Origin of the sequence: Nocardiopsis sp. NRRL B-16309, from assembly GCF_001279585.1 — a bacterium.
Classification (GTDB): Bacteria; Actinomycetota; Actinomycetes; order Streptosporangiales; family Streptosporangiaceae; genus Nocardiopsis.
In genome coordinates this window covers 1-11,988 of sequence record NZ_LGEC01000092.1, presented here as the reverse complement: position 1 = coordinate 11,988, position 11,988 = coordinate 1, and the positions used below count along the sequence as shown (strand labels likewise).

Annotated in this window: 11 protein-coding genes and 1 tRNA gene; 5 read left to right on the top strand and 7 right to left on the bottom strand. The window is 68.4% G+C overall.

Annotated features, from left to right (window positions below; translation table 11 throughout):
* Positions 1 to 7: 7 nt before the first annotated feature.
* Positions 8 to 433, top strand: coding sequence for a PaaI family thioesterase (locus ADL05_RS20780; RefSeq protein WP_053618670.1), 426 nt, complete (start codon positions 8 to 10; stop codon positions 431 to 433).
* Between the two features lie 373 nt (positions 434 to 806).
* Positions 807 to 2,054, top strand: coding sequence for an ABC transporter substrate-binding protein (locus tag ADL05_RS20775; RefSeq protein ID WP_053618849.1), 1,248 nt, complete (start codon positions 807 to 809; stop codon positions 2,052 to 2,054).
* A gap of 82 nt (positions 2,055 to 2,136) precedes the next feature.
* Here the strand turns inward: ADL05_RS20775 and ADL05_RS20770 are convergent, their stop codons facing one another.
* The 6 genes from ADL05_RS20770 to ADL05_RS20745 form a co-directional block, all read right to left on the bottom strand.
* Positions 2,137 to 2,697, bottom strand: coding sequence for a hypothetical protein (locus ADL05_RS20770; RefSeq protein ID WP_053618669.1), 561 nt, complete (start codon positions 2,695 to 2,697; stop codon positions 2,137 to 2,139).
* A 70-nt stretch (positions 2,698 to 2,767) separates the two neighbouring features.
* Complete coding sequence (locus ADL05_RS20765) at positions 2,768 to 3,625, bottom strand: ABC transporter ATP-binding protein (RefSeq protein ID WP_053618848.1); 858 nt, start codon at positions 3,623 to 3,625, stop codon at positions 2,768 to 2,770.
* Positions 3,618 to 4,490: an ABC transporter ATP-binding protein gene (locus tag ADL05_RS20760; RefSeq protein ID WP_053618668.1), complete on the bottom strand. Its 873-nt coding sequence runs from the start codon at positions 4,488 to 4,490 to the stop codon at positions 3,618 to 3,620. The genes ADL05_RS20765 and ADL05_RS20760 overlap by 8 nt, the downstream gene beginning before the upstream one ends.
* Entirely contained in the window at positions 4,480 to 5,469 is a 990-nt protein-coding gene (locus tag ADL05_RS20755; RefSeq protein WP_053618667.1) for a branched-chain amino acid ABC transporter permease, read from the bottom strand. Before ADL05_RS20755 ends, ADL05_RS20760 begins: the two co-directional genes overlap by 11 nt.
* Before the next feature lie 12 nt (positions 5,470 to 5,481).
* Positions 5,482 to 7,047: a branched-chain amino acid ABC transporter permease gene (locus ADL05_RS20750; RefSeq protein WP_053618666.1), complete on the bottom strand. Its 1,566-nt coding sequence runs from the start codon at positions 7,045 to 7,047 to the stop codon at positions 5,482 to 5,484.
* 320 nt (positions 7,048 to 7,367) lie between these two features.
* Positions 7,368 to 7,937, bottom strand: coding sequence for an ANTAR domain-containing response regulator (locus tag ADL05_RS20745; protein ID WP_053618665.1), 570 nt, complete (start codon positions 7,935 to 7,937; stop codon positions 7,368 to 7,370).
* Between the two features lie 161 nt (positions 7,938 to 8,098).
* Between ADL05_RS20745 and ADL05_RS20740 the strand changes: the two genes are divergently transcribed.
* The 3 genes from ADL05_RS20740 (at position 8,099) to ADL05_RS20730 (ending at position 10,263) form a co-directional block, all read left to right on the top strand.
* Positions 8,099 to 8,172: transfer RNA gene (locus tag ADL05_RS20740), tRNA-Leu, on the top strand.
* A 95-nt stretch (positions 8,173 to 8,267) separates the two neighbouring features.
* Positions 8,268 to 9,071 carry a helix-turn-helix domain-containing protein gene (locus ADL05_RS20735; RefSeq protein ID WP_053618664.1) on the top strand — a complete coding sequence of 268 codons (804 nt, stop codon included), beginning with the start codon at positions 8,268 to 8,270 and terminating at the stop codon, positions 9,069 to 9,071.
* Between the two features lie 232 nt (positions 9,072 to 9,303).
* The gene (locus ADL05_RS20730; protein WP_053618663.1) at positions 9,304 to 10,263 is read left to right on the top strand and encodes a DUF1266 domain-containing protein; all 960 of its coding nucleotides are present in this window, start codon (positions 9,304 to 9,306) and stop codon (positions 10,261 to 10,263) included.
* Between the two features lie 183 nt (positions 10,264 to 10,446).
* Here ADL05_RS20730 and pyk read toward each other — a convergent pair whose 3' ends face one another.
* Entirely contained in the window at positions 10,447 to 11,880 is a 1,434-nt protein-coding gene (gene pyk / locus ADL05_RS20725; RefSeq protein WP_053618662.1) for a pyruvate kinase, read from the bottom strand.
* Positions 11,881 to 11,988: the final 108 nt, after the last annotated feature.

Here is an 11,988-nt window from a genome sequence, read left to right as displayed (position 1 = left end):
GGTTCCCATGACCACAGAATCCGAGACGTCCGCGCTCCTCGACACGGGCGCCCTCGCCGGAGGACTCGGACAGCGGATGGGGATCGAGATCTCCGAGGCCTCGGCCGAGCGCGTCGTGGGCCGCATGCCCGTGGACGGCAACACCCAGCCCTTCGGACTCCTGCACGGAGGCGCCTCCTGCGTGCTGGCCGAGTCCCTCGGCTCCGTCGGCGCCACCGTGCACGCCCAGCAGTTCGACCGCGTCGCCGTCGGCATCGAGATCAACGCCACCCACCACCGCTCCGCCACCCGGGGCCACGTCACCGGCGTCGCCGTCCCCGTCCACCAGGGCCGCACCCTGTCCACGTGGGACATCACCATCACCGACGACCAGGGCCGCAAGGTGTGCACCTCCCGGCTCACCTGCATGCTCCGCGAACTGCCCCAGGGCTGAGCGCGGACCGCACCGCGACGGCCCGCCCCGCCCGCCCGGCCGGCACAGCACCCGCCCCCCGACCCGCCTTGACGGCCGGGCTTCGCCGTGCCCGCACCCCGCGACAGTTCGCAATGCTCCGTGTGCACCCCGTTCCCGTCTGTCCAGGGCAAACGCTCCGCGTCCCGCAGATGACTACAGAGCCATAACAGCATGACGGCGAGTCGGCACCAACGCCCCGAGTCCGCTTCCGAGCTCGGACGATCCGTGATTAAGCTCCGCTAACGCTCCTGATTAAGTCATGCCACACAACTCGGGCATCAGGACGCAGAACACCATGGCCCCTGCGCGACGGCAGCACGCGCGTCGCCGGTTGAACGGAGTGACCACCATCATGGCAAGCAAGAAGGTCCTAGGCCTCACTGCCGCCACCGCGGCCCTGGTACTCGGACTCACCGCGTGTGGCAACGGCGGAGAAGAAGGCGGCGGCGGCGACGGAGGCGGCGAGGAGTTCACCTACGGCATCCTCTACCCGCAGACCGGCAACCTCGCCTTCCTCGGCCCGCCCCAGATCACCGCGGCCGAGTACGCGATCTCCCAGATCAACGAGGCCGGCGGCATCCTGGGCACCGAGGTCCCCGACATCGTCGAGGGCGACGAGGCCGGCGACAACGCCCAGGCCAACCAGGCCGCCAACAACCTCGTGGCCGACGAGGTCAACGCCGTCATCGGCGCCGCGGCCTCCGGCATGACCCAGGCGACCTACGACACCGTCACCGGCGCCAACATCGTCCAGTGCTCCGGGTCCAACACCTCGGCCGCCCTGAGCGACATCGACGACAACGGCTACTACTTCCGTACCGCGCCCAGCGACAGCCTCTCCGCCGTCGTCATGGCCCGCAAGATCGTCGAGGCCGGGCACCAGAGCGTCGGCCTCGTCGCCCGAGGCGACGACTACGGCGCCGGCTACGCCGAGAACCTGCAGACCGAGCTCGAAGGCCTGGGCGCCGAGGTCGTGGCCAACGAGACCTACGACCCCGAGGCCACCACCTTCGACTCCGTCGTCAGCGGCGTCACCAACGAAGAGCCCGACGCCGTCGCGCTCATCGCCTTCGAGGAGGGCGCGCAGGTTATCGCCCAGATGCTGGAAGGCGGCATCGAGGGCGACCAGCTCTTCATCACCGACGGCCTCAACGACCCGGAGCTCGGCGCCACGGTCAACGAGAGCGACCCCGACGCCATCAACGGCGTGACCGGCGTCGCCCCGTCCGCCGACAACCCCGAGTTCTCCGAGGGGCTCGCCGAGTTCAACCCGGAGCTCGAGGTCTTCCAGTTCGCCCCGCAGGTCTACGACTGCGTGACGAGCATCGCCCTGGCCGCCGAGGCCGCGGACAGCGTCGACCCCGCCGACTACGTGGCCGAGCTGCCCAACATCAGCCGCCCCGAGGGCACCGAGTGCGGCACCTTCGCCGAGTGCCGCGACCTGCTCGCCGACGGCGAGGAGATCAACTACCAGGGCGTCAGCGGCAACATCGACTTCGATGACAACGGCGACCCGACCGCCGCCACCTTCGAGATCTTCGCCTTCGGAGACGACGGCCACGAGATCCTCGCCTACGAGGAGCACTCGCTGAACGACTAGCCGCCGGGCGGCCCACGCCACCCGACCGGACACCCAGAGCGCCCCGGGACACCGTCCCGGGGCGCTCTTCGCGTGCGGAGCCTCAGCGGCCGACGGCACGGCCGCGCGCACGACCGGGCGGCACGTCCCGGCCCACGACCCTCCCGACGTCCCGCACATGGTGGTGGCCGTGATGCGCGTTGTCCAGAACCACGTCCACGGCCCGCCGCGCTCCCCGCGCCGCATGGCGCAGCACCACCCCCGCCCGCAGGGCCGACACCGCCGACTCGCGCCAGTCCGCGACCGCCCGCTCCAACGACCACAGCGCCCCGGACAGCGCCAGCCCCTCATAGCCACGCGCCCGCGCCAGCAGATCCGGGTCGTACCCGCCCACCTCCACCTCACCCGACAGCCACGCCCCCGCCAACCGCTCGGCCCAGATCCGCAGGTCGTCACCCACGTGCCCGACATAGGCCGCCGGCCCCCACACCGACTCCGCGCACCTCTCCCGCCCCGTACACCCCGCCAGCACCTGCGCGAAGCGCACGGGCAACTCCTCCACCACGCGCACCGCCTCCCACGGGCCCAACGACCACTCGAAACCACACTCCGCGCACGGATCCCCGTACAGGTCCGCGCCCCACTCCTCCACCGGCCCCGACACTCCGGCCACCTCCTCGTCCCACGACGAAGGGCGGGACCCGAAGGCCCCGCCCCTGCACACCGCACCCGGATCAGCCCTTCGCGAGCGTCCCCAGGTACAGCTCGATCACGTTCGGGTCCTTCAACAGGTCCCGGCCCGTCCCCGTGTACGCGTTGCGACCCTGGTCCAACACGTACCCGCGGTCACAGATCTGCAGGCACCGGCGAGCGTTCTGCTCCACCATCACCACCGACACACCCGTGGAGTTGACCTCCTTCACCCGCTGGAAGACCTCCTCCTGGTAGATCGGCGACAACCCCGCCGTCGGCTCGTCCAACAACAGCACCGACGGATCCATCATCAACGCACGACCCATCGCCACCATCTGGCGCTCACCGCCCGACAACGACCCCGCCTTCGCCTTGCGGCGCTCCCCCAGCAGCGGGAACAGCCCCGCCACCACGGCGAACCGCTCCGCGAACATCTTCGGCCGCAGGAACGCCCCCATCTGGAGGTTCTCCTCGATCGTCAACGACGGGAACACGTTCTGCGTCTGCGGCACGTATCCCACGCCCCGCTCCACCAGACTGTGCGCCGCCAGACCCGCGATCGAGGACCCCCGCAGCGTCAGATCGCCCTCACGCACCGGGATCAGACCGAAGATCGTCTTGATCAGCGTCGACTTGCCGGCGCCGTTCGGGCCGATGATCGCCACGACCTCGCCCTCGGTCAGCGTCAACGTGCACCCGTTGAGGATGTTCACCCCCGGCACGTACCCCGCGACCATGTCCCTGGCCAGCAACAGGTAGTCCTCCGGACCACCCACCGCCGCGGCCTGGTCGCCCGCGTGCTCCAACACCTCCTCGCGGTGGTGCTGCACGACGGTGACCTCGTCCCCCGCCGCCGGGCTCCCGTCCACGTCCGGACGCACGTCCCCGTTCTCACTCATCGGCACTCCCGGCCTCGTCCACGTCCTGGGCACCCAGGTAGGCGTCGATCACCTGCTTGTTCGACCGGATGTCCGACGGAGTGCCCTCCGCGATCACCTGACCCTGCGCCAACACCACGATCCAGTCGCTGATCCCCATGATCACGTCCATGTCGTGCTCCACGAAGAGCACCGTCTTGCCCTCGTCACGCAACGAGGTGATGTGACCCAGCAGCGACTGCACCAGCGCCGGGTTCACACCCGCCATCGGCTCGTCCAGCATGATCATCGCCGGATCCGTCATCAGCGCACGCGCCATCTCCAGCAGCTTGCGCTGGCCACCGGACAGCGAACCCGCCATGTCCTCGCGCTTGTCGATCAGCTTGAAGCGCTCCAGCAACTCCAGCGCCCGCACCGTGTTGGCCCGCTCCTGGCGACCCCACACGCTGCGCAGGAACGCCCCGGCCATCCGCTCACCGAACTGGTCCTGCGCGCCCAGCAGCATGTTGTCCAGCACCGACATACGCGTCAGCGCCTTGGTCAGCTGGAACGTCCGCACCATCCCGGCCCGCGCCACCTTGTGACCCGGCTTGCCGTTGATCTTCGAACCCTGGAACGTCCAGTCGCCCTGGTCCACCCGGTCGAACCCGGTCAACAGGTTGAACAGCGTCGACTTGCCCGCACCGTTCGGACCGATCAACGCCGTGATCGTCCCCCGCTGCACCTCCAGCCGACGCACGTCCACGGCCGTCAGACCACCGAACGAACGGCGCACACGGTCCGCCACCAGGATCGGATCCGACTTCACCGACCCCGGCTCGGGCACAGCGCCCGCCATCCGGTCCACCTCGACGCCCGCGGAGGAGCCCATCTCGTCACTTGACATTGATCAACATCTCCTTGCGGTCGCCGATGAGGCCCTGCGGCCGGAAGACGATCAGCAGCACCAGCAGCAGACCCACGAAGGCCAGCTGGATCGCACCGTAGTCCGGACCGTCCAGGAACGGCAGCAGACCCATCGAACCCAGACCGCGCAGCACACCGTCGGTGAAGTTCATCAGGAACCAGAACGCCATCGCCCCCAGCACCGGACCGAACACCCGGCCCGCGCCGCCCAGCAACAGGATCACCCACAGGAAGAACGTCACCTGCGGCTTGAACTGGTCCGGCTGGATCGACGCCTGGTACACCGCCAGCATGCAGCCGGCCAACGCACCCACCAGACCGCCCAGCACCAGGATCTGCATCTTGTACGCGAAGACGTTCTTGCCCAGGCTGCGCACAGCCTCCTCGTCCTCACGGATGCCCTTGATGACACGCCCCCACGGGCTGTGCATCAACATCCACACCAGGCCGCACATCACGGCCACCAGGCCCCACGTGACCACCAGCACCCACATGTGGTTGCCGTTGTAGGCCAACGCGCCCCAGCCGTAACGCTCACCCGGATCGAACGGATTGATCGAACGGAACCCGTCCGACAGGTTCTGCAACCCGTACACACCACCGGTCAACGGCTCCGCGAACCCCGCCCGGTACACCAGGCGCAGCACCTCCGCCGCCGCGATCGTCGTGATCGCCAGATAGTCCGCCCTCAACCGCAGCGTCGGAATACCCAGGAGCAGCGCGAGCAGGAACGCACACGCCAACCCCACACCGAAGCCCACCAGCAGCGGCAGGCCGAACAACTCCACACTGATGCCCACGCCGTAGGCGCCCACCAGCATGAAGCCCACCTGGCCGAAGTTCAGCAGGCCCGTGTAACCGAAGTGCAGGTTCAGGCCGATCGCGGCCAACGCGTAGATCGCCGCGATCGGACCGAACGCCGACCGTGTCGACTCCGCGAGGATAGAAACCAAGTCCATCGTCTGCCTCCCCTAGCCGACCCGCTCGCGCCGACCGAGCAGGCCCTGCGGCCTGACCAGCAGCATCAGGATCATGAGTGCCAACGCCCACGCCTGCATCATCTGCGTCGGGAACCACAGGGTCGACAGCATCGCGACCAGACCCACCGCCAGCCCGCCGACCATCGCACCGTACGCCGTACCGAGACCGCCCAGAATCACCGCGGCGAACATCAGCAGCAGCAGACGGAAGCCCATCTCGTACTCCACGATCTGGTTCAACCCGTAGAGCACACCGCCCAACGACGCCAGACCGCCGCCCAGGCCCCACACGTACAGGGTCACCCGGTCCACGTTGATCCCCGACGACTCCGCCAGGTCGCGGTTGTCCGAGACCGCGCGCATCGCCTTGCCGATCCGGGTGAACTGCAACAGGCAGGCCACCGCCACCAGCACCACGATCGCCACGCCCATGACCACCAGGTCGCGCGGAGGCATCGAGATCGGCCCCAGGCTGACCGTGTCCTGGATCTGGTAGCCCGCATAACGGCTGCGCCCGGCACCGAACAGCACCAGGATCACGTGCCGCAGCACCAGCGCCACACCGATCGACACGATGAACATCTGGATCAGCGCCACGTTCCGGTGCCGCAGCGGACGCCACACGTACTGCTCCATGCCCGCGCCCAGCACCGCGCCCATCGCCACCGCGATCACGGCCGCGGCCCACAGCGGGACCTGCCAGCCCACGGAGTCGCCCATCAGGCCGAGCACCGTCGCCAGCGCGATGCCCAGCATGATGGCCGCCCACTGGGCGATCAGCAGCGGCATCCGCGCGATCCTGCCGTCGAAGAAGGCGCCCAGGAGCACGGCACCCGCCAACCCCAGGAAGATCGCCAGCAGGGAGTTGCCCAGGCCCGCCGAGCCCGTACTGAAGAGCAGGGCGATCATCGCGCCGAAGGTGACCATGTCGCCGTGCGCGAAGTTGATCATCTTCGTCGTGCCGAAGATCAGCGACAGCCCGATCGCCGAGATGGCGATGACCAGGCCGTAGAGCAGGCCGCTGGCGGTGAGCTGCGCGAACCTGTCACCGAACGACCCGGAGGTCGTCGGCGCCGCGATCGACTCGTCGTCGGCCGGGGCGTCGGCCCCGCCGTCCTGCGCGTCGGCCCCGTCCGAGGGGGTCTCCGTGCTGTCCGCGTCCTCGCTCGCTCCGGCTTCCTCCAACGCCAGGATGAGCGGGCGCTCGTCGCCCGCGGCGACCTCCACCTCGGACTCACCGTCGACGACGATGGAGCTCTCCCGTAGCGCGAACTCGCTGGGGATGGACTCCTGGTCCACAACGACACGGTAGGTGCCCGGTCCGGGCAGCTCCGCTTCCCAATTTCCATCAGGGCCGGTTTCGACCGCCGCGATCTCGTCCTCACCCGAGTGGATGGTGATCATGATGCCTTCGACACCCTGATCACGATCCTGTGGGTCGAGGATCTGACCGTACAGCGACTCACCGCCCTGTTCGTCTGCCGTCGCCGCGGGCCCCGGGATCACGAGGATTGCCGTGATCAGGGCCAGCAGCACGGTCGCGAGGCGTGTGCGCACGCGCGCTCCTTGCGCATCTGAGGTTCGCGGTGCCGTATGCGCGCATTCGGCACCGTTGTCCTTACTGGTCGGTGCGGTGAGTTTAGCCCGGTTTAGGCAGGTCATTCAGCATCCCTAAAGCCACGTGACCCAACCGTCACCCCATCGTTCGGAAACGAGACCAAAACGGGACCGGGGCCCGGTTGACGCTGGACAGATGTCTTCATTTCGACCATCCGGGGTAGCAGTCTGCACGTTTCCTCCGACGCGCCCTGGACATGAGGAAGGGGCCGCACCCCTCGGATGCGACCCCTTCACGGGTTCCTCGTGTCCCCTCGGCCTCAGTCCTGCTGGCCGCCGAGGGTCTCGACCACGGTCTCGGCGACCTTGCGCATGGTCAGGCGCCGGTCCATGGAGTTCTTCTGGATCCACCTGAACGCCTCGGGCTCACTCATCCCGTGGCGGCTCTGGAGCAGACCCTTGGCCTGTTCGACCAGCTTGCGGGTCTCCAGACGCTCCGTGAGACTGCTGACCTCCGACTCCAGCGCCGCCAGTTCGGCGTAGCGGGAGGTGGCCATCTCGATCGCCGGCACCAGGTCCGACTTGTTGAACGGCTTGACCAGGTAGGCCATGGCCCCGGCCTCACGCGCCCGCTCCACGAGCTCGCGCTGGGAGAAGGCGGTGAGGATCACGACCGGGGCGATGCGCTCCCCGGCGATCCGCTCGGCGGCCGACAGGCCGTCGAGCACCGGCATCTTGATGTCGGTGATCACCAGGTCCGGTTTGAGCTCCTGGGCAAGCCGGATGGCGGTCTCCCCGTCCCCGGCCTCGCCGACGACGGCGTAACCGTCCTCTTCCAGCATCTCCTTGAGGTCCAGGCGAATCAGGGCCTCGTCTTCCGCGATCACCACACGGCTCTGCGTCCTCGTCACGTACACGAGGTTACAGAGATCCGCTAGGATGCAGGACGTCGGGCCCGGCAATGCACGTCAATCGTGATGCCACTGTTGACGGAGCGTCGCCCACCTGATGACATGTCCGCACAACCTCGGATGTCTGGTTTGCGGATCTTGCCCTGGTAGGCCAATTGGTAGAGCCAGCAGATTCAAGTCCTGCAAAGTGTGGGTTCGAATCCCACCCAGGGTACAAGAGCCACCCTTCGGGGTGGCTTTCTTGCTGTTCAGGGGCCAGCGATGCGCACAGGCCAGAAAATGTCCGCGGCGTGAGCAAGCTTTTACTCTATGTACTCACGCGAAATCGTTGACGAGACCTTCCGGCTCAAAGCGCAGGGCTGGAGCGACCAAGCAATCGCTGCCAGGTGTGGCGTCTCTGTCCAAGCACTGCGGCACTGGCGCTATGGCACCAGGCGCGGCACCGCGGCCGAGGCGCGCCGAACGGACCGCACCACGTACTGCCCCCAGTGCTACCCGAAAGCCAGCATCCACCACGAGGCCTACGCCTACGTGCTCGGCGCCTATCTCGGCGACGGCCACATCTCCGAGGGCCGTCGAGGCGTCCACGCTCTGTCGATCTTCTACGACAACCGCTACCCCCAGCTCATCAGCTACTGCCGTGCCGCGGTCGAGGCCGTCTTCCCCGTCAAGGTGTTCCTGGTGGGACGCACCGGATGCTCGGAGATCAAGGCGTACTCCAAGCACTGGCCATGCGTCTTTCCCCAGCACGGCAAGGGGCACAAGCACTCCCGTCCCATCGAGCTGGAGTCCTGGCAGACCGAGATAGTCAACGCCCAGCCCGAGGCCTTCATCCGCGGCCTCATCCACTCCGACGGTTGCCGGGTAGTGAACCGAATACGCAGGAAGCTGCCCAACGGCGACGGGACGCACTACGAGTACCCCCGATACCACTTCACCAACGCCTCCACCGACATCATCGGGCTCCTCACCGATACCCTGGACCTGCTGGGCATCGTCTGGAAGTCCCATGTCATCAAGAACGAACCCCGCTACCGCGACGCCACGGTCGTGTCGGTCTCACGCAGGGACGCGGTGGCGCGGATGGACTCGTTCGTGGGGCCCAAGTACTGACACTCCCCCGAGCACCGCCCGTGCCGCCGGTGTACTGGCCGGAACCTGCGTAACTACCCGGCCAGTTCGACCCCAAATGGGCCTTTTGTCACTTTGGGCGCTCCCGGCGCGGCGAAAGCGGTCACATCACGGCCACAACCTGAGTACAACCCGTGGGTTCGGTCGCTCCGCCGCCCCGGAGTCACCGATCCTGGTTGTGTAGACGGCGAATCCCCCACGAGAGGAGCAGCGGGTGCTGACCGCGGTGGCCGGCGTGATCGGCGCACTGGTGATCGGTTCCTGGGTCGTGGTGGCCTGGGGCTCGCGACGGCGCCAGCCGTGGCTGCTGTCACCGTTGGCGCTGCTCATCGTCGTGCTCGTGGCCGTGGACCTGCCCGGCTGGTCGTTCGTTCCCGTGGCCCTGCTCGTGGCCGGGTCGTTCGCCGAACTGGTGATCGGGTCCCGCGAGTCCCCCGCCGTGCGGACCAAGGACCCCGACGCCCCGCTGAGCACCGAGCGGTGGGCGGCCGCGGTCGCCGCGCCGTTCCGGGTGGCGCTCGCCGAGCCCTGGGACGTGGTGGCCCGACCCACGCTGCGCCGCCGCTACCGCCGCCTGCTGGAGCGCCAGTGGGCCGTCACCGACCGGGAGTCGCTGCTGGCGGCGGTCAACGCTCTGCTGGAGGAGCTGCACACCGGACCGTCGCTGGACCTCGTGGTGGACCTGAACGCGGGTTCGGCCTGGTCGCGGCTGCCCCAGGAGCAGGGCGGCACGGCCACGGGCGAGCGGGTCCGGCTGTCCGACGAGCAGGTGGCGCGGTTGCGCGTGGTCACCGGGGTGACCGAGGCGGACGAGACGGTCATCATCGGCGCCTACCAGTGGTGGAAGTCGGTGCACGTCATCCGGCTGGTGTCGGGTGGGGCGACCCTGGACTGGCTGAGCCCGGTGGAGACGCAGACCCTGTTGCGCCGGGTGGCGTCGGACCTTCAGCGCCGGTACTCGTCGTGGCAGCAGCTGTCGACGGCGTTCCACGCGGGGTACCTGTTGTGGCCCGAGCGGGGCGAGGGGGTGGACCAGAGCGGCACGGACGGTGTGTGGACGGCTCTGGGCCTGTTGACTGAGGACCCGCAGAGCCCGTGGAACCTGTTGCCGTGGGACATGCCGCTGGAGCGGGTGATCACCGAGAGCGGTGTGTCCTCGCAGCAGGAGCACTAGCCCCGCGTCCGCGGCAGGCGGGCTGGCCCGGTGCCCTGTGGCCCGCGCCTGCGGGGTCCCCGAAACGACTCGGCCGCATCTGGTCCTGTCCCGGTGGGCGGCGCGGCTCATACGCCGTCCCTGACCGGACAGGACCTGATGCGGCTCGTCACGCGGGGCTCGTGGCCCCGTCGTCGGCTGGTGTTACTGGTTGCTCAGCGCGACGGCGTCGCCGAGGCGGTGGACGCGCAGCGCGTTGGTGGAACCGGTGGTTCCGGGCGGGCTGCCGGCCACGATGACGATCTTGTCGCCCTTGTTGTAGTCGCCGAGTTCGAGGAGTTCGCTCTCGACCTGGCGGACCATGTCGTCGGTGTTGTCGACCCAGGGGACCTTGTGGGTCTCCACGCCCCAGGTCAGGGACAGCTGCCCGACCGTGTGGTCCTCGGTGGTGAAGGCCATGAGCGGAATCGGTGACCGGTAGCGCGCGAGGCGGCGTGCGGTCTCGCCGGACATGGTGAAGGCGACGAGGGCCTTGGCGCCGACGGTGGCGCCGATCTCGGCCGCGGCGCGGGCGATGGCGCCGCCCGTGGTCTCGGGTACCCGGTTGAGGATGTGCGAGGCGCGCAGGGACTCCTGCTCGGCGGCGCTGACGATGCGCGCCATGGTCTCGACGGTCTCGATGGGGTACTGGCCGACGCTGGTCTCTCCGGAGAGCATGACGGCGTCGGCGCCGTCGAGGACGGCGTTGGCGACGTCGGAGGCCTCGGCGCGGGTGGGCCGGGGTGATCCGATCATCGATTCGAGCATCTGCGTGGCGACGATGACGGGTTTGGCCTTGTCGCGGCAGCGTTCGACGGCGCGCTTTTGCACCATGGGGACGTTTTCGAGCGGCAGTTCGACGCCGAGGTCGCCGCGGGCGACCATGACGCCGTCGAAGACCTCGATGATGTCCTGGAGGCGCTCGACGGCCTGGGGCTTCTCGATCTTGGCGATGAGGGGCACGGTGATGCCCTCCTCGTCCATGATGCGGTGGCATTCCTCGGCGTCGGCGGGGCTGCGCACGAAGGACAGGGCGACCATGTCGACGCCCTGGTGGAGGGCCCAGCGCAGGTCCTTCTCGTCCTTGTCGGTGAGTGCGGGGACGCTGACGGCGACGCCGGGGAGGTTGAGCCCCTTGTGGTTCGAGATGGTGCCGCCGACGATGACGCGGGTGTGGACGTCCGTGCTGGTGGTCTTGGTGCATTCCAGCGCGATGCGGCCGTCGTCGATGAGGACGCGGTCGCCGGGGCGGACGTCGGCGGGGAGTCCCTTGTAGGTGGTGGAGACGCGGGTGGCGTCGCCGGGGACGTCTTCGGTGGTGATGGTGAACTCGGCGCCGTTGACGAGTTCGACGGGTCCGTCGGGGAAGGTGCCGACCCGGATCTTGGGTCCTTGGAGGTCGGCGAGGACGCCGACGGGGCGTTGGGCGGCCTCGGCGGCGGCTCGCAGGTTCGCGAGGCCGGCGCTGTGGTCGTCGTGGGTTCCGTGGCTGAGGTTGACTCGGGCGACGTCCAGTCCTGCGGCGACGAGGTTGCGGAGTACTTCCGGGCTCGACGTGGCGGGACCGAGGGTCGCGACGATTTTTGCTCGACGTGTCACGTCTATCACTTTAGAGCGTCTGGGGGATGCAGTGGTCTAAACCAGGTTGCGAATGGACGTATCTCTGGCTTCGTCGGGGGGAACTGGCTGGTGGGGGCGGGTGGTGTG

Excerpts from the sequence above, each read along its gene's own strand:
- ADL05_RS20735 (WP_053618664.1), top strand. The coding sequence starts at position 8,268 with ATGTACTCACGCGAAATCGTTGACGAGACCTTCCGGCTCAAAGCGCAG.
- ADL05_RS20780 (WP_053618670.1), top strand. The coding sequence starts at position 8 with ATGACCACAGAATCCGAGACGTCCGCGCTCCTCGACACGGGCGCCCTC.
- ADL05_RS20760 (WP_053618668.1), bottom strand. The coding sequence starts at position 4,490 with ATGTCAAGTGACGAGATGGGCTCCTCCGCGGGCGTCGAGGTGGACCGG.
- ADL05_RS20765 (WP_053618848.1), bottom strand. The coding sequence starts at position 3,625 with ATGAGTGAGAACGGGGACGTGCGTCCGGACGTGGACGGGAGCCCGGCG.
- ADL05_RS20775 (WP_053618849.1), top strand. The coding sequence starts at position 807 with ATGGCAAGCAAGAAGGTCCTAGGCCTCACTGCCGCCACCGCGGCCCTG.
- ADL05_RS20755 (WP_053618667.1), bottom strand. The coding sequence starts at position 5,469 with ATGGACTTGGTTTCTATCCTCGCGGAGTCGACACGGTCGGCGTTCGGT.